The following is a 15,836-nucleotide window of genomic DNA, read 5'->3' as shown; positions in this document are numbered from 1 at the left end:
TTCGCAACACATTCGTGATCTTCTACGCGATCGTGATGCTGGTCCCCATGTACCTCCTGGTGATCAACTCGTTCAAGAGCCAGGCGGACATCCTGACCAACCCCTTGACGATCGACCTGTCGAAGGCGACGACGAGGCACCTCGTCGATGCGTGGAACAGCCCGAGCTTCTCGATCCCCAGGGGGTACGGGACGACGATCGGGCTACTTCTCGCGGTCAACGCGGTCGCCATCCTGAGCTCCGTCACCGGCGCGTACGTTCTCGCCCGGACACCGACGGTCCTCTTCCGGGCCATCCTGCTCTTCTTCGTGGCCGGCATGTTCATCCCGACGCAGGTCGTCCTGGTGCCGACCATCTTCGTCCTCAAGGCCCTGGGCCTGATGGGTACGCTGCCGGGGCTGATCCTGTTCCAGGCGGCGACGATGATCCCGTTCACGCTCTTCGTCTTCACCGGATACATCAGGATGTTGCCGAAGGCGCTGGACGAGGCGGCCTCCGTCGACGGTGCGGGCCACTACTACATCCTGTGGCGGATCATCTTCCCGCTGATGAAGCCGATCGTCGCCACCGTGTTCGTCCTCAACTCCCTCTCGGCCTGGAACGACTTCGCGAGCCCGCAGATGATCCTCGGCCCGGGGAGCCAGTTCTACACGGTGACGACCGGCGTGTACGCCGCCGTGGGCCAGTACTCGGCGGACTATACGAGGATCTATCCCACGCTGCTGCTCGCCGTCATCCCGATCCTGCTCATCTTCGTCTTCATGCAGCGTTTCGTCATGAGCGGCCTCGCGGCCGGCGCGGTGAAGGGCTAGGGGGCCGAATAGCTAGTGGTGTCACGCTGAGCCAACCCTGTTGCGGCCTGAGCCAACTGGTGCCATTATGGCACCACGGGACCGGGGTGTGCGTCGAGAACCTGTGCGCGGGACCTCGACACCAGGTCTCCGGCAAGGGCTCAGCCCACGGCGGCCGCGGCAGTTGGACATCGTTGACAGGAGCTCCACATGTTCGCCAGATTCGGACGAGCCATCGTCCTCAATCCATGGAAAGTGATCGCGGTATGGCTCGTACTGCTCGTCGGCTCGTTCTTCGCACCCTCGCTGGCTGACCAGGTCAGTACCGATCAGGCCAGCTTCCTGCCCTCCAGCTACGAGTCGGTGCAGGCGCAGCAGTTGGCGGAGCGCGCGTTCGGTCAGGGCGACGGGGCGACCGCGACCATCGTCGTCAAACGCGTCGACGGCCAACCCCTGGGCGTCGCCGACACCGATCGGGTCGGGCAACTCGCCCAGACACTGCAGGGCGCCGGCATCGACCGGGTCGGCACCGCGGTCACCGGGCCGCAGGCCGTCTCGCCGAACAAGTTGGTGCAGCTCGTCAACATCGCGCTGACCGGCTCGCCCGCCGACCCGGCGCTCGGTGACGCCGTCGTGTCGATCCGCGACCGGACCCAGTCCACCCTGGACGGTTCCGGTCTGTCGTACGCGGTGACCGGAGACGTCGCTCTCCTCGTGGACAACCAGGACGCCTTCGACACCGCGCTGCTGGTCGTCAGCATCGTGACGCTGGCACTGGTCGTCGGTCTCCTCCTGCTCATCTACCGCAGCCCGGTCGCGGCCTTCCTGCCGGTCGTGGTCGTCGGTGTCGTGTCGGCCGTGTCGAGCGCGGTCATCACGTTGTTCGTCAAGGCGTTCGGCATGCAGGTGGACCAGTCGCTGCTGACCATCCTCACCGTGGTGCTCTACGGCGTCGGCACCGACTACATCGTCTTCCTGCTGTTCCGCTACCGCGAGCGGCTACGCGCCGGTGACGCGTCGAAGGACGCGCTCGCCACGGCGGTCAGCCGGGTCGGTGAGGTCATCGCGTCGGCTGCCGCGGCGATCGTGATCGCGTTCGGCGCGCTCCTGCTCGCGGTGTTCGGTGGCTTCCGGAGTCTCGGCCCGGGCCTTGCCATCGGAGTGGTCGTCATGGCGATCGCCGCGGTCACGCTGGTGCCGGCCATCGTCTCGCTCATCGGCCCCAAGGTGTTCTGGCCATCGAAATCGTGGCAGCGCACTCCTCGGGGCAGCGTCTTCCAGCGCCTCGGCGGGTTCACCGGACGTCGACCGGCCGTGGTCGCACTCGCTGCTGGCGGAGTCATGGTCGTGCTGGCGCTGGGTGTCTTCGGGCTCAAGGTCGACTACGACCAGGTCGCCCAACTTCCGGCCAACACGGAGTCGGCACGTGCCCTGAACGACCTCAAGGCGGGGTTCCCGGCCGGGGCACTCAACCCGACCACCGTCTACGTACGCGCGGACAACGGCCAGCGTCTCGACCCGGCGGTACTCGGTGGCTTCGCGCAGTCACTGACCCAGGTGCCCGGGGTCGGAAGCCTGATGCCCGGCCCTGACGGCAGCCCCGCCACCATCAGCTCGGACGGCACCATCGCCCAGATCAACCTGCTGCTGGACACCAGCCCGTACTCGACGGCGGCGCTCGAACTGGCCGGTGACGACCTGCGGCAGGTGGCCCACGACCGGGCGCCGGCCGGGACGACCGCGCTGGTCGGCGGCGTCAGCTCGGTCTTCGCCGACATCCGCCACGCGAACAACCGCGACCTGTGGGTGATCTTTCCGGTGGCCGGAGTGCTGATCGCGGTGATCCTGGGGCTGCTCCTTCGCAGCCTCGTCGCCCCGGTCTACCTCATGATCGCGGTCGGCCTCGGATTCATGGCGACGCTCGGCGCGACCGTCCTGGCCTTCCAAGGCATCGGCGGACGTTCCGGCCTGTCGTTCTCGTTGCCGATCATCCTGTACCTGTTCGTGGTCGCGATCGGCACCGACTACAACATCCTCATGATCGCTCGGCTCCGCGAGGAGGCGCGGGCCGGCAACGATCCCCGCACCGCCGCCGCGTTGGCGATTCAGCACGCCGGTCCGTCGGTGGCTGCCGCCGGTCTGATCCTCGCCGGCACGTTCACGTCGATGCTGTTCGCGGGGGTGTCGTTCCTGACCGAGATGGGCTTCGCGGTCTCGGTGGGAATCGTGCTGTCCGCGTTCATCATGTCCCTCCTGCTCGTCCCCGGAGTCACCGCACTGCTCGGCCACACGGCCTGGTGGCCGGGGCACGGCGACGCCACCCGCGTGGACCCGTCGGCACCGCCGACCTCGGCCAGCGAGGCGGAGTCCGAGGCCGCACCGGCCCACTGAACGATCACGACACGCGGTGGGCGGGGCGACTGCTCCGCCCACCGCGATCCGCGCCCGTGCCTGTAGCCGGTCGCCCAGTTCGCATTCTGGAGCATCTTGCGGTCCGGCCCGGTGATCTACGTCCTCACGCCCGGCGGACCTGCGGCGGGTCGCCCTGCAGTGGAATTCGCCCGGGGGCGCGCATCCCGTCGAGCAGGATCGTGATGACTCGACGCCACCCCTCGGGCCCCGCGTCGACGCCCAGGCAGTGGTCGGTGTCCAGAGCCGCGCGCGAGCAGAGCAGGATGTCCTGCCAGGTCACGTCCGCACGCAGGTAACCCGCGGCGCTCGCCCGCTCGGTCAGCTGGATGACGGCATCCTGCAGTGCGGCGGTCCGTTGTGCGAGTTCGGGCGTCGGCGGCCTCTCGCACGCCGCGGTGACCTCGGCCAGGCCGCGGCTGTCCCGGTGAGCTCCGGCGAGCTCCATCACGAACTCCGCGAGCCCGTCCCAGGGATCCGTGCGCTGCATGCACGCCTGTGCGGTCTCGCCCAGCTCGTCGTAGAGGCCGAGCACCGCGTTGTCGAGCAGCGCCTCCTTGGTGCCGAAGCGCCGGTACAACGTGCCGACTCCGACGCCCGCCGCGTTCGCGATGTCCAGGGCGGAGACCTCCAGCCCACGGGAGGCGATCGCTTCCCGTGTCGCAATGATCAATTGGCGTCGGTTGTGCCGTGCGTCCGCGCGGACGCCGGGCGAAGGGTCCAGGTCAGGCATCCCCAAAGCGTACCGCAATCGGACGCGACCCGTCCGATTACGGTATCCGTGGCCATGGTCGGCCGGTCCGGCCGGTGGTACGCGCGGATGCGTCAGTTCCCGGCCCCAAAGAGAACCGGGAACTGACGTGGCGGCGCGGCCTGCGCGTCCGCGGATGGGCGGCAGTTCAGTGCACTGGCACCGGGACGGCGTCACGAGCGCCGTCGTCCGCCGCCGAGGTCGGCAGGTGCTTCGGGGCACCGGCGTTCACCAGGATCGCGGAGACCAGTGCCGCGGCCACGACAAAGGCGGTGGCCAGCCAGTACGCGGCCGAGTAGCCGTGCATCAGCGCCTGGTTCCGGACCTGGATGGTGGCCGCCGTACCGCCGTGGGTGACCACGTAGGAGGCGGCCGAGCTGGTCGCCACGGTGTTCAGCAGCGCGACGCCGATCGAACCACCGACCTGCTGCGACGAACTGATCGTCGCGGAGGCCACACCGACGTCCTTCGGATCGACGCCGTGGGTCGACATGCTCATCGCGGGCGTGAACGCGGTGCCGATGCCGATCCCGATCACCGCCTCGGCGATCGCGATCTCCAGGAAGCCGCTGTCGGCGTCGAGCAGGGCGAGCAGTACGAGCCCGACCGCGCCGACGAGGTAGCCGCCGACCATGATCGGCCGCGGAGCGATCCGGTGCGCGAGCCGCGCGCCGACCTGCGTGGCCCCGAATGCCTGGAGCACCGCCATCGGCATGAACGCCAGGCCGGCCATCACTGGCGACCATCCCTTGACCTGCTGGAAGTAGTAGCTCAGGAGGAGGAACATCCCGAACATGCTGACCAGGGCGAAGGCCACCGACAGGTACGCGGCCGCCCGGTTGCGTTCGTTCAGGACCCGCAGCGGCAGGAGCGGGGCGCGTACCCGCGACTCCACCACGACGAAGGCCGCCAGCAGCAGTACGCCGACGACGAAGGATCCGATGGTCAGCGGCGCCGACCAGCCGTGGCTCTCGGCGGCGCTGAACCCGTAGACCAGACCGACGAAACCGAGGCTGGCCAACAGGACACCGGGAATGTCGAGCCGGGAACGGTGCCGCTCACCGTTGTCGTGCACGGTCGCCATGGCGCCCAAGATGCCGATGACCGCGATGGGAACCAGGATGAACATCGCGAAACGCCAGTTCAGGTACTCGGTGAGCAGGCCGCCGGCGATCAGGCCGACGGCGCCACCGGCGATCGAGACCGCGGCGAACACGCCGAAGGCCTTCGCCCGTTCCCGCGGCTGCGTGAACGACAGGGAGAGCAACGAGAGTGCGGCCGGAGCGAGCAGGGCTGCGAAGACTCCCTGCAGGGCACGAGCGATGAGCAGCATCCCGCCGTTGACCGCTACGCCGCCGATCGCCGAGGCGATCGCGAAACCCGCCAGGGCGAACAGGAAGACGCGCTTGCGTCCCACCATGTCGCCGACTCGGCCACCGACCAGCAGGAGACCCCCGAAGGCCAGGCCGTAGGCGGTCACCACCCACTGGCGGCTCCCGTCGGTGAAGTGCAGCGCCTGCTGGGCCGAGGGGAGGGCGATGTTCATGACGGCGCCGTCGAGCACGACCATCAGTTGGGCGATGGAGATGAACAGCAGGGCTTTCCAGCGCTGGGAATCCGGCGCGATATGTCGAGTAGACATCGATGTTCCTTTCAAGAGTCGTCAGGCGGCGGTCAGGCCGCCGTCGATCGCGAGTGCCGCGCCGGTGATGAACGGGGCCTCGTCGCTCAGGAGGAAGGCCGCGAGCGCCGCGACCTCGTCGGGTCGCCCGATCCGTCCCACGGGGTGCATCGCGTTGCCGATCGCGAGGGCCTCCTCCGGGTTCGGGCCCATGTTGCGGCGCAGCAGCGGGGTGTCGATGCCGCCGGTGACGAGCGCGTTGATCCGTACGCCGGTGGCGGCCACCTCGAGCGCGGCCGAACGGGTGAGCCCGACGACGCCGTGCTTGGCGGCGCTGTAGGAGGCCAGGCTGGCCGCACCGGTGACGCCGGCGGTGGAGGCGTTGTTCACGATCGATCCGCCGCCGGAGGCCTGCAACGCGGGGATCTGGTACTTCAGCCCGAAGAAGACGCTGTCGAGGTTGAGTGCGATCTCGGCGCCCCACGCGTCGTGGTCGATCTCGGTGATCGGGCCGAGTGCCGTGGCGGCGCCCACGTTGTTGAACACCCCGTCGAGCCGGCCGTAGTGGTCGACCGCTCGCCGCACCAGCTTCTCGATCTCGGCCCCGACCGTCACATCGGTCGGCACGAAGATCGCATCATGGCCGGCGGAGCGCAGCTCGGCGGCGAATGCGGTGCCGGCTTCCTTGCCGCGGGCCGCCAGGACGACCTTCGCACCCTCGGCGGCGACCCGTTCTGCGAGGGCACGCCCCATGCCGGAGGTGGCACCGGTGACCAGAATGACCTTGTTCGCGAAACGCGTGGACATGGTTGATCCTTGTCTTCATTGCTCGAATGGGTATTGCATTGATTGGTGCGAAAGGCGCGCACGGTTTCAGCGGTACGCGTGGGGCTGCCTTCCGTGCCTTCCAGGGGCCCCGCTCGGGCAACCCGAAGTGGGACGACCATCGTCCGCTTCAGCGAAGTTAGCCCTAGGGGACGGGGGTCGTCCACTTATCCCGGCGGTCGGCGGCGTGACCCTGACCATGCTCTGGCCAGGAACAAAAGAGGCTCAGCCACCAGCCGGGACGTGCGCGACCCACGTCGAGCGCAGCCCGGCGCGCGCGGCGCCGCCGACCTCAAGGCCTGGTGCCAGAGCCAGCTGGCCAAGCTTGAGGCGTACGTGGTCGAGCATCTGGAGGACATGCCCGAGATACGCGACTGGTCGCTGGTCGGCCGGGCACAGCGGATTTGAGCGACGTCAAGATTCACTCAAGATGGGATCGACGCCTCGACGTCGACGGATGTGCCGATCAGGATCCACAGGTGAAAGAGGACCGAAGCCGCCCAACCGCGGCCTTGGCCGACCCACTATGAACGGGAGTCCTGATGCGTGGAGCTCGTCGCGGAGCACTCGCCATCGCTGCGTTGGTTGGTGTGGCATCGACCCTCCTGACGCCTACCGCAGCGTCCGCCGCCTATTACGGCGACGAGACCAACTACACCGCAATCTCCAGCGGGCCGACCGGAGATTACGTCTGCGTCGATCACACCGGCGTCACCGTCTGCTTGAAGCCGAATGGCGACGAGCTCTACGTCCGGGACATCCGGGCGGACGGGTACGCGGCGGTGCTCGAATGGAATCTGCAGTCCGGCAGGTGGGGCTCCTGCGTCAACAACCTGGGTTCGGGCAACTGGGGGCTCTGCAACAAGGACTTCCCGGAATCCGATCGCATCTATTTCAACGGTGCGCGCTACAACAGTGGCAATCTCGTCGACCGTGGCTGGGAGCAGGTGTGGCACACCTGAGTCCTGTGGGCCTGGCGTCGGTGTCAGCGGTTGCGCGGGGCCACCAGGTCGGATTCGTAGGCCAGGACCACTAGTTGAGCGCGGTCGCGGGCGTGGAGCTTGGCCATTGCCCGGTTGATGTGGGTCTTGGCGGCAAGCGGGCTGATCACCAGGCGTTCGGCGATCTGATCGTTGGACAGGCCCTGTGCCACCAGCGCGACGGTCTCGCGTTCGCGGGTGGTCAGTTCGCCGAACCCCGCGCCGGCCGGACGGCATGACCGACACCGAGCTCGCCGAGTTGTTCGCGGAACTCCGGGGCGTCCTTGCCCGGCGCGGCTACCTCCTTGAGCGCTGACCGTCACAGGCGTCAGGCAACCCTCCTGACAGCACAGCTAGTCGACGGTGCAGCACCCGTCGGCGCAACGGTCGGTGTCGCTACCGGACCCAGTGGTATCGGTCAGCGCCGCTGCCGGAGTGCAGCAGGTGTCGCCACGCCAGGCTTCGCGGCCTTCCTTGACCGCGACGGCGGCGATCACCAGTGCGGCGGCCGGGTCGGCCCACCACCAGCCGAACAGCGAGTTGACCGCCAGGCCGACGAGGAGAACGGCGGACAGGTAGGTGCACAGCAGGGTCTGTTTGGAGTCGGCGACCGCGGAGGCGGAGCCGAGTTCGCGGCCGGCGCGGCGCTGTGCGGCGGACAGGACCGGCATCACCGCCAGCGACACGGCCGCGAGCAGCAGGCCGATCGTCGAGTGCTCAGCGCGGTCGGTGCCGAGCAGCGCGCGCACGGACTCGATGCTGACGTAGCCGGCGAGGGCGAAGAACGACAGGGCGATGATGCGCAGCGCGGCGCGTTCGCGGCGTTCGTGGTCCGGGCCCGAGAACTGCCACGCCACCGCCGCGGCCGAGGCGACCTCGATGATCGAGTCGAGGCCGAAGCCGATCAGCGCGGTCGACGAGGCGATCGTCCCGGCGGTGATCGCGACGATCGCCTCGACGACGTTGTAGGTGATGGTCGCGGCCACGAACAGCCGTACCCGGCGGATCAGGATCGCGCGACGGGCCGGCGGCGGAATCGCGGTCGGCGAGCTGGGCGGTGGATTCATCAGCAGCAGCCATCGGTCTCGGCGGCCGGGCAGGCGGCCGGGTCGACCGCCAGGACGAGGCCGAGCAGATCTCCCAGCGCGTGCGCGAGGCGTGCGTCGGCGAGTTCGTAGCGTGAGCGGCGTCCCTCGGGTGCGGCGACGACCAGGCCGCAGCCACGCAGACACGCCAGGTGGTTGGACAGGTTCTGCCTGCTGGTGCCCAGCAGTTCGGCGAGGTCGGCCGGGTAGCCCGGGCCGTCCCGCAGCGCGAGCAGGAGGCGGGCCCGGACCGGATCGGACAGGGCGTGACCGAAGCGGGCCAGGACCTGGCCGTGCGTGAGCGTCTCCACCGCCTGACAGTACATCAGATGCTGAATAAACGCTCCGCTGAACTGATTCTGCGGGTCAAGCGAGCGGGCCGAGGTCGGTGAGCAGTTTCTCGACCCGGGTACGGATGTCGTCGCGGATGGGGCGTACCGCGTCGACGTCCTTGCCGGCCGGGTCGTCGAGCTTCCAGTCCTCGTAGCGCTTGCCGGGGAAGACCGGGCAGGTGTCGCCGCAGCCCATGGTCACGATGACGTCGGACGACTCGGCGGTGGCGTACTCCAGGAGTCTTGGGGTCTGGTTGGTGATGTCGATGCCGACCTCGCGCATGGCGGCGACGGCGGCGGGGTTGAGCGTCTCGGCGGGGGCGGAGCCGGCGGAGCGGACCTCGACAGCGTCGCCGGCGAGGTGGCGCAGCCAGCCGGCGGCCATCTGGGAGCGGCCGGCGTTGTGGACGCAGACGAACAGGACGGCGGGCTTGTCGCTCATTCGTGAGTGCCTTCCGGGCTACGCGGCTACGGGGTGCGTGGGGGTGAAGAGCCGGCGGCGGGCCCAGAGGGAGACGTAGACCAGCCCGACGAGGACCGGTACCTCGATCAGCGGACCGACGACACCCGCGAGAGCCTGGCCGGAGGTGACGCCGAAGGTGCCGATCGCGACGGCGATGGCGAGTTCGAAGTTGTTGCCGGCGGCGGTGAAGGCCAGGGTGGTGGTGCGTTCGTAGCCGAGGTCGATGGCCCGCCCGAGGGCGTAGGAGCCGGCCCAGAGGAGCGCGAAGTACACCAGCAGGGGCAGGGCGATGCGGACGACGTCCAGGGGTCGGCTGGTGATGGCGTCGCCCTGGAGGGCGAACAGGATCACGATGGTGAACAGCAAGCCGTAGAGGGCGGCGGGGCCGATCCTCGGCAGGAGGCGGGACTCGTACCAGTAGCGGCCTCTGATGCGTTCGCCGAAACGCCGGGTGAGGTAGCCGGCGAGCAGGGGGAGACCGAGGAAGATGAGTACGTTGCGGGCGATGTCCCAGGCCGAGACGGTCAGCTCGGCGCCGGAGAGTCCGAGCCAGCCGGGCAGCACGGCTAGGTAGAACCAGCCGAGCAGGCCGAAGGCGAGGACCTGGAAGACCGAGTTGAGTGCGACCAGGACGGCGGCGGCTTCCCGGTCGCCGCGGGCGAGGTCGTTCCAGATGATCACCATGGCGATGCAGCGGGCCAGGCCGACGATGATCAGGCCGGTCCGGTACGCCGGCTGATCGGCCAGGAAGATCCAGGCCAGGGCGAACATCACGGCCGGGCCGACGAGCCAGTTGAGGATCAGCGACGAGATCAGTAGTCGCCGGTCGCGGGTGACGGTGTCGAGCCGGTCGTAGCGGACCTTTGCCAGCACCGGGTACATCATGATCAGCAGGCCGGCGGCGATCGGTAGGGAGATCCCGCCGACCTGCACCGCGTCCAGCGTGCTGTCGAGTCCGGGGACGAGGCGGCCGAGCAGCAGCCCGACGATCATGGCCAGCCCGATCCAGACCGGCAGGAACTGGTCGAGCCGGGAGAGGCGGCCGACGACAGCGCTTTCGTCCTGGTGGCTCACCGGTCCTCCGAACTCATCGCGGGGGTGATGACGGGGGCTACGCGCTCGACGCGGGCGGCGAGGTCGGCGAACGCGGCCTCGAACGCGTCGTCGGTGTCGAGGCGCACCGGATCGGGCACCGACCAGTGCAGCCGAGGACGACCCGGCCCGGTGAGTTCCTCGTGAGCGTTGTCGCAGACCGCGATGAGCAGATCGTCGTCGCGCACGACATCGGCGACGTGGGACGTGGCTGTCGGGTCCAGCGCCAGCCCGTGCCGGTTGGCCACGGCCACCGCGCGCGGGTGGACCCGGCCGGCGGGGTTCGTCCCGGCGGAGGCCGCGCGGGTGTGCGTGCGATCGGCCCAGAGGGCGGCGGCGAGCTGTGAACGGGCGGAGTTGTGGGTGCAGACGAACACCACCCGGCCCATTTCGCCCGGCGGTGCCGGGGCCAGTGTGGCGAGGGCGTCGGGCCTCAGCCGCAGGTAGGTGCGGCGGCGGTCGCCCTCGGAGCGGCTACGCACGACCAGACCCGCGTCGGTGAGGACCTTGACGTGGTGGGCGACCAGGTTCGTCGGCATGCCCAGGTCGTGGGCGATCTCGCCGGGGGATGCGTCGCCCAGGGTGAGGGCGTCCACGATCGCCAGGCGCGCCGGGTCGCCGAGCGCGGCATGGATCCGGGCGCGGTCACGCAAGGTAGAAGGCTCAGTGTTCATTGACTCAATGCTCACTGAGCTTCTGCGGAGCTGTCAAGCCGCAGGGGCGGCGGCAGCGGCTACTTTTCGAGCAGTGCGATGAGCGCGTCGTTGGCCTGGGCCAGGGTCGGCGGGCCGTACACCGGGGTGGTCAGGACCCGGCGGCAGCGGTCGAGCTCGACATAGACCACGTCGCCCCCCGTGACGTCGGCGGCTTGCAGCACGGCGAACCGCTCCGCAACGGCCGAGCAGCGCGTGGCTGGCAGCAGTGCCGCGAAGGCCCGTTCGATGGCTGCGCGCCGCTGCCGTGGCAGGACTGATCCGTACTCGAAGGTCCCGGTCGGTTGGGCTGTCTGCTGCTCCTGTGCTGGCACGCGGAACACACATACTCGCAGCGGTGCGGGGGACGGAATCGACACCCGGCCCGATCGCGGAGGGGCCGTCGGATCCCTGGTTTCGGCCGCGATCACGTCCGACCAGTCCTGCTGGCACCCGGAGGCGGCGGCCCCGGCGGATTTCAGCTGCCGTACGACCTTCTCCGACACGGTGGTCAGCCGCAGCCCCCGTACCGCGTTCGACACCTCGGCGCGCGGTTTGCCGCAGCCGGTCACCGGTAGGCCCGGCCGGACCCATCGGTTCTGTCTGTCGAGCAGCAGGAGGTTCGGCACCCAGGGCATCTCCAGGGTGCAGAGGTCGGGGGTGGGCGTCAGATCGGGCAGGCGCAGCGCGGCGAGGAGCGCGGTCAAGTCGGTGGCCCGCCCCTCGGTGAGGACCAGGTCCTCGCGGCCGTCGGCGCGCTTCTTGGTCTCGAGTTGGCAGTGGACGGCGGTCGCGGCCGCGAAGTCGATGCCCAGGCGAGGAGCGGTAAGGGCTTCCGGTGGGGGAACGGAGAATTCCATCGGCGCGTCGACCGCACAGGAGGTCCATCCGGACCGGACCTTAGGCGTGCCAGTGGTCGCGGTGCGCGGCTGCGCCGTCTCCTGCCTGCCCAGCGGTTCCTCGGCCACTGGCCGGATACCTCCGCAGGCGGCGAGTCCGGTCAGGACGGCCACGGCGGAGACCCATCTGACGATTACTCGCATAACGCTCCTTGGTCATGTGATGCCCCCAATCCGGACATCACTTGGACGGCGTCGTCCCGGCCTCGGTTCCCCAACCGACTCGTCGTGTGCGATCGGGTGAGTGGGAAGGCTTCGCCGGGGCACCCGCACAACACAGCGGATCCACAACTTCCGTACAGCCCACCCATCGGACTCCCGCCCAGAGTGGGGTCAATCGGAAGGCAGGGCTCGACGAGCGGAGGACCGGGTGCGGGAGAAGCGCGGCACGAGGCGGACATCGACCTACGAGGGACGTGCGCTGGCCAGGCCGGATGAGGAGATCGTCGATCAGGGTCTGGGTTTCGATCTGGGGACGTTGCTGGGCCGCCGGCAGCTGCTGCGGGCCCTCGGCCTCGGGGCCGCGACGCTCGGTCTCGCCGCGTGCGGAGACGCCTCGGACGGGCGCCCGTCGGCGTCGTCGTCCACCGGGTCCGGTGCGGTCGCGAGTGGGGAGATCCCCGACGAGACCGCTGGACCGTACCCGGGTGACGGCTCGAACGGGCCGGACGTCCTGGAACAGAGTGGAGTGGTGCGCAGCGACATCCGGTCGAGTTTCGGGGATGCCGATGGCACGGCGGAGGGCGTGCCGATGACCATCGAGTTGACGATCCGGGACCTGGCCAACGGCGGTCGGGCGTTCGCGGGTACGGCGATCTACGTCTGGCACTGCGACCGCGCCGGCCGGTACTCGATGTATTCGGACGGCGTCACCGACCAGAACTACCTGCGGGGTGTCCAGATCGCCGACGCCGCCGGCAAGGTGCGCTTCACCAGCATCTTCCCGGCCTGCTACGCCGGGAGGTGGCCGCACGTCCACTTCGAGGTCTACCCCGACCAGGCCAGCAGCACCGACGCGAGCAGGGCCATCGCGACCTCGCAGGTCGCGCTACCCAAGCAGACCTGCGACACGGTGTACGCCCAGAGCGGTTACGAAGCCTCGGTCGCCAACCTCGCCGAGGTCTCCCTGGGGAACGACAACGTCTTCGGCGATGACGACGGCGCCAGTCAGCTCGGCGTCGTCACCGGGGACGTCGCCAGCGGCTACACCGTTACGCTCACGGTCGGTGTCGACACGGCCACCACTCCGACCGCGGGGCAAATCCCCGGTGCCGGCGCACCGCCCGGCGTTCCCGGTGGGCCGGGTGGCACCCCGTCGAGCGGGCGTCCACCCAACGGCCCGCGTCCAACCGCCGCACCGACGACGTAGGCGTCGCCGGCCGGCGGATGGGGCGGCTGTCAGGCCACCAGCGAGACCTGGCCGTTGTCCAGGTCGTACCGGGCACCAACCACCTGCAACGTGCCCTGCCCCACCCGCTCGGCGATGATCGTGCTGCGTTCGGCGAGGGCCCGCACCTGGGCCGCGATGTTGGCGCGGACCGCGTTCTCCACCGGGTCGCCGGGCTGGCTCAGCACCGGCTCGATGACCGGGCGCAGGCTGTCCACGATCGTGCCGATGTGCCCCGGTGCCGAACCACCGCTGCGGATGGCGTCGATGGTGGCGGTGATCGCGCCGCAGCGCTCGTGCCCGAGGACGACGATCAGCAGGCTGCCGAACTCCTCCACGGCGAACTCGACGCTGCCCAGCAGCAGGTCGTCGACGATGTTTCCGGCGACCCGGTTGTCGAACAGGTCACCCAGCCCCTGGTCGAACAGCACCTCGGGGGCCACCCGGGAGTCCGCGCAGCCGACGGTGATGGCGAACGGGTGCTGCCCGGCGGCGAGCCGGTGCAGGTCGGTCAGGCCCTGGTGCGGGTGTCGGCCGTGACCGGTGGTGAACCGTCGGTTGCCGGCGCGCAGCCGGCGCAGCGCCTCGGCCGGCGTGTCGACCGTCTCGTCGGCCGTCGCCGCGGCGGCTGTGGACGGACTGGCCGCAGCCGCACCGAGCGCGACAGCGGCGGCGCCACCGGCGGTGAGCAGCGAACGACGGGACAGCTGGGAACGTGCCACGATGATCTCCCGGGAAGTGAGGCAACCTGCCTACTTCCTACCAGCTGCACCGTCCACGATGGTGGTTGGGCGGGCACCGACCTACGCCACGTTTCGTGGCACAGGTCGGTACGGGGAGCCCGGGCTTCGCGTTCGGTTGGGTCAGTTGCGGTAGCGGTCGGCCGGGACCGAGCGGGACAGGTTCGGGATCATCGCCTGGCGGGCGGTCTCGAACGCGTTCCAGTCGGCGATGTCCGGCAGGGACAGCAGGGTCATCGGCTCGCCCGCGTCCAGACCGGCGAGGGCGGCGTCGACCGCGTCGTCGACGGACATGACCGACTCCTGCGGGAGCATGGACACCTCGATGCCGGAACCGTCCCAGATCTCGGTGCGGACCGCGCCGGGGAAGACCGCCTGGACGCGGATGTCGGTGTCGGCGAGTTCCTGCTGGAGCGCCTGGGTGAGGGCCACCACGTAGGCCTTCGTCCCGCTGTAGACGGCGCTGACCGGCAGCACGTTGAACGCCAGCGCGGACGACACGTTGATGAGCGTGCCGGTGCCCCGCTGGGTGAAGCCCGCGAGCACGGCGGTGGTCAGGCGGGTCAGCGAGGTCACGTTCAGCGCGATCTGGTCGTCCACGTGCGACTGGTCGGCCTGTGCGAGTGGGCTGAAGCTGGCGACGCCGGCGTTGTTGACCAGCAGCGAGATCGACGCGTCGGTGCGGAGGCGTTCCTGGACGGTCGCGAGCTGTGCGGGGTCGGTGAGGTCGGCGGCGAGCACCTCGACCGTACGACCGGTGTCCTCGGTGACCTTCGCGGCGACGGTGTCGAGGCGGCTCTTGTTGCGGGCGACCAGCAGCAGGTCGTAGCCGCGGCGGGCGAGTCGGTCGGCGTACACGGCGCCGATGCCGGTCGAGGCTCCGGTGATCACGGCGATGCCCTGCGTGTTCGTGGCAGACATGGAGGCACGTTCCTTCGGATCGGGGAAGCGCGGTTGCCCGACGGGGCTCCGCGGTACTCGATTAGATTACTCCCATCATCTAAAGGCTGCAAACGAGCGCCTCCAAGCGGACATCGGGCGATGGTCGGTATGAAAAGGCGCCCGCCGGATGGTCCGGCGGGCGCCCTCGGGTGGGGCTTGACTCAGTCCGTCGCGGCGGGCAGCGCCTCGTGGGCCGCGGTCAGGATCCGCTCGGACAGCTCGGTTCCCGCGGTGGCGCGGGCAAGGGTCAGTGCGCCGACGAGCATCGAGACGGTGGCGAGATCCTCCTTGCCGTCCGCTGACAGCCAGCGGGCGAACAGGCCCACGCCCTCGGCGTACGCCGTGCGGGCGGGGCCGTCGGCGCCCTCGTTCGCGATGTCGGAGCCGAGGCCGGTGGCGGGGCAGCCCTGCCCCACGTCGTCCCGATGTTCCGTCGAGAGGTAGTAGTCGACGAGTTCCCCGCGGGCCGAATCGCGGTCGCCCGGATGCCGGGCGTCGAACTCGGCCAGCAGTACGGCAAGGTCGGCGAACGCGTGCACGGTGGCCTCGGAGAGCAGCGCCTCCTTCGAGGCGAACTGCCGGTAGAAGCCGCCGTGCGTGAGGCCGACCTCCGCCATGAGATCGGCGACACTGACCGCCTGGACGCCTCGTTCGCGGAACAGGCGAGCTGCCGCGGCGATCACCCGCTTGCGGTTCTCCTGAGCTTGCGCCTGCGATACCCGTCCCAAGGTGCACCTCCTGCCCGCAGTATAGATGAGAGGTCTAATCTATAGCGTTCACCAGGGTGGCGGCACTCGATGTGCCAACTCTGAGCCAACCGGTTGCGC

17 protein-coding genes and 1 pseudogene are annotated in these 15,836 nt (G+C 69.4%); 5 read left to right on the top strand and 13 right to left on the bottom strand.

What is annotated here, in order from left to right; all coding sequences use genetic code 11:
* The first annotated feature begins 14 nt into the window (after positions 1 to 14).
* Together ACFQGL_RS12825 and ACFQGL_RS12820 are read left to right on the top strand one after the other, a co-directional pair.
* Complete coding sequence (locus tag ACFQGL_RS12825) at positions 15 to 812, top strand: carbohydrate ABC transporter permease (protein WP_377510487.1); 798 nt, start codon at positions 15 to 17, stop codon at positions 810 to 812.
* 189 nt (positions 813 to 1,001) lie between these two features.
* The gene (locus ACFQGL_RS12820) at positions 1,002 to 3,182 is read left to right on the top strand and encodes an MMPL family transporter (RefSeq protein WP_377510484.1); all 2,181 of its coding nucleotides are present in this window, start codon (positions 1,002 to 1,004) and stop codon (positions 3,180 to 3,182) included.
* 124 nt (positions 3,183 to 3,306) lie between these two features.
* Here the strand turns inward: ACFQGL_RS12820 and ACFQGL_RS12815 are convergent, their stop codons facing one another.
* The 3 genes from ACFQGL_RS12815 to ACFQGL_RS12805 all read right to left on the bottom strand — a co-directional run bounded on the left by ACFQGL_RS12815 (position 3,307) and on the right by ACFQGL_RS12805 (position 6,379).
* On the bottom strand, positions 3,307 to 3,933 hold the full coding sequence (locus tag ACFQGL_RS12815) for a TetR/AcrR family transcriptional regulator (RefSeq protein ID WP_377510481.1): 627 nt from the start codon (positions 3,931 to 3,933) through the stop codon (positions 3,307 to 3,309).
* Positions 3,934 to 4,099: 166 nt separating this feature from the next.
* Positions 4,100 to 5,593, bottom strand: a complete 1,494-nt coding sequence (locus tag ACFQGL_RS12810) for an MFS transporter (protein ID WP_377510478.1) — start codon at positions 5,591 to 5,593, stop codon at positions 4,100 to 4,102.
* 21 nt (positions 5,594 to 5,614) lie between these two features.
* A complete protein-coding gene (locus ACFQGL_RS12805; RefSeq protein WP_377510475.1) occupies positions 5,615 to 6,379 on the bottom strand; it encodes an SDR family NAD(P)-dependent oxidoreductase in 765 nt (254 codons plus the stop codon).
* A gap of 261 nt (positions 6,380 to 6,640) precedes the next feature.
* On the opposite strand from ACFQGL_RS12805, the gene ACFQGL_RS12800 reads away from it, so the two are divergent.
* Positions 6,641 to 6,805 carry a hypothetical protein gene (locus tag ACFQGL_RS12800; RefSeq protein WP_377510472.1) on the top strand — a complete coding sequence of 55 codons (165 nt, stop codon included), beginning with the start codon at positions 6,641 to 6,643 and terminating at the stop codon, positions 6,803 to 6,805.
* A 134-nt stretch (positions 6,806 to 6,939) separates the two neighbouring features.
* Positions 6,940 to 7,359 carry a hypothetical protein gene (locus tag ACFQGL_RS12795; protein ID WP_377510469.1) on the top strand — a complete coding sequence of 140 codons (420 nt, stop codon included), beginning with the start codon at positions 6,940 to 6,942 and terminating at the stop codon, positions 7,357 to 7,359.
* A gap of 23 nt (positions 7,360 to 7,382) precedes the next feature.
* Here ACFQGL_RS12795 and ACFQGL_RS12790 read toward each other — a convergent pair.
* The 7 genes and pseudogenes from ACFQGL_RS12790 to ACFQGL_RS12760 all read right to left on the bottom strand — a co-directional run.
* Positions 7,383 to 7,589: pseudogene (locus tag ACFQGL_RS12790) on the bottom strand (response regulator transcription factor); the annotation flags it as partial.
* A gap of 141 nt (positions 7,590 to 7,730) precedes the next feature.
* Positions 7,731 to 8,444: a cation efflux transmembrane domain-containing protein gene (locus tag ACFQGL_RS12785; RefSeq protein WP_377510466.1), complete on the bottom strand. Its 714-nt coding sequence runs from the start codon at positions 8,442 to 8,444 to the stop codon at positions 7,731 to 7,733.
* The gene (locus tag ACFQGL_RS12780) at positions 8,444 to 8,788 is read right to left on the bottom strand and encodes an ArsR/SmtB family transcription factor (RefSeq protein WP_377510463.1); all 345 of its coding nucleotides are present in this window, start codon (positions 8,786 to 8,788) and stop codon (positions 8,444 to 8,446) included. Before ACFQGL_RS12780 ends, ACFQGL_RS12785 begins: the two co-directional genes overlap by 1 nt.
* Before the next feature lie 40 nt (positions 8,789 to 8,828).
* Complete coding sequence (locus tag ACFQGL_RS12775; protein WP_377510460.1) at positions 8,829 to 9,236, bottom strand: arsenate reductase ArsC; 408 nt, start codon at positions 9,234 to 9,236, stop codon at positions 8,829 to 8,831.
* A gap of 18 nt (positions 9,237 to 9,254) precedes the next feature.
* Positions 9,255 to 10,331, bottom strand: a complete 1,077-nt coding sequence (arsB, locus tag ACFQGL_RS12770) for an ACR3 family arsenite efflux transporter (RefSeq protein WP_377510457.1) — start codon at positions 10,329 to 10,331, stop codon at positions 9,255 to 9,257.
* Positions 10,328 to 11,002: an arsenate reductase/protein-tyrosine-phosphatase family protein gene (locus tag ACFQGL_RS12765; protein ID WP_465263525.1), complete on the bottom strand. Its 675-nt coding sequence runs from the start codon at positions 11,000 to 11,002 to the stop codon at positions 10,328 to 10,330. The genes arsB and ACFQGL_RS12765 overlap by 4 nt, the downstream gene beginning before the upstream one ends.
* A gap of 80 nt (positions 11,003 to 11,082) precedes the next feature.
* Positions 11,083 to 12,054: a hypothetical protein gene (locus tag ACFQGL_RS12760; protein ID WP_377510451.1), complete on the bottom strand. Its 972-nt coding sequence runs from the start codon at positions 12,052 to 12,054 to the stop codon at positions 11,083 to 11,085.
* A 256-nt stretch (positions 12,055 to 12,310) separates the two neighbouring features.
* Here ACFQGL_RS12760 and ACFQGL_RS12755 point away from each other — a divergent pair, with 256 nt between their 5' ends.
* Positions 12,311 to 13,309: a dioxygenase family protein gene (locus ACFQGL_RS12755; protein WP_377510448.1), complete on the top strand. Its 999-nt coding sequence runs from the start codon at positions 12,311 to 12,313 to the stop codon at positions 13,307 to 13,309.
* Between the two features lie 29 nt (positions 13,310 to 13,338).
* Here the strand turns inward: ACFQGL_RS12755 and ACFQGL_RS12750 are convergent, their stop codons facing one another.
* The 3 genes from ACFQGL_RS12750 to ACFQGL_RS12740 all read right to left on the bottom strand — a co-directional run bounded on the left by ACFQGL_RS12750 (position 13,339) and on the right by ACFQGL_RS12740 (position 15,737).
* Positions 13,339 to 14,049: a carbonic anhydrase gene (locus ACFQGL_RS12750; RefSeq protein ID WP_377510445.1), complete on the bottom strand. Its 711-nt coding sequence runs from the start codon at positions 14,047 to 14,049 to the stop codon at positions 13,339 to 13,341.
* 141 nt (positions 14,050 to 14,190) lie between these two features.
* Positions 14,191 to 14,988: an SDR family NAD(P)-dependent oxidoreductase gene (locus tag ACFQGL_RS12745; protein WP_377510442.1), complete on the bottom strand. Its 798-nt coding sequence runs from the start codon at positions 14,986 to 14,988 to the stop codon at positions 14,191 to 14,193.
* A 182-nt stretch (positions 14,989 to 15,170) separates the two neighbouring features.
* Positions 15,171 to 15,737, bottom strand: coding sequence for a TetR family transcriptional regulator (locus ACFQGL_RS12740; protein ID WP_377510439.1), 567 nt, complete (start codon positions 15,735 to 15,737; stop codon positions 15,171 to 15,173).
* Positions 15,738 to 15,836 lie beyond the last annotated feature (99 nt).

The organism is Micromonospora vulcania (assembly GCF_042658605.1).
GTDB lineage: Bacteria > Actinomycetota > Actinomycetes > Mycobacteriales > Micromonosporaceae > Micromonospora > Micromonospora vulcania.
The sequence above is the reverse complement of the archived record's forward strand: the minus strand, read 5'-3'. Positions and strand labels throughout refer to the sequence as shown.

Bases quoted from the DNA above. Each gene is read 5' to 3' on its own strand.
- ACFQGL_RS12820 (WP_377510484.1), top strand. From the start codon at position 1,002: ATGTTCGCCAGATTCGGACGAGCCATCGTCCTCAATCCATGGAAAGTG.
- ACFQGL_RS12815 (WP_377510481.1), bottom strand. From the start codon at position 3,933: ATGCCTGACCTGGACCCTTCGCCCGGCGTCCGCGCGGACGCACGGCAC.
- ACFQGL_RS12810 (WP_377510478.1), bottom strand. From the start codon at position 5,593: ATGTCTACTCGACATATCGCGCCGGATTCCCAGCGCTGGAAAGCCCTG.
- ACFQGL_RS12805 (WP_377510475.1), bottom strand. From the start codon at position 6,379: ATGTCCACGCGTTTCGCGAACAAGGTCATTCTGGTCACCGGTGCCACC.
- ACFQGL_RS12795 (WP_377510469.1), top strand. From the start codon at position 6,940: ATGCGTGGAGCTCGTCGCGGAGCACTCGCCATCGCTGCGTTGGTTGGT.
- ACFQGL_RS12785 (WP_377510466.1), bottom strand. From the start codon at position 8,444: ATGAATCCACCGCCCAGCTCGCCGACCGCGATTCCGCCGCCGGCCCGT.
- ACFQGL_RS12780 (WP_377510463.1), bottom strand. From the start codon at position 8,788: ATGTACTGTCAGGCGGTGGAGACGCTCACGCACGGCCAGGTCCTGGCC.
- ACFQGL_RS12775 (WP_377510460.1), bottom strand. From the start codon at position 9,236: ATGAGCGACAAGCCCGCCGTCCTGTTCGTCTGCGTCCACAACGCCGGC.
- ACFQGL_RS12745 (WP_377510442.1), bottom strand. From the start codon at position 14,988: ATGTCTGCCACGAACACGCAGGGCATCGCCGTGATCACCGGAGCCTCG.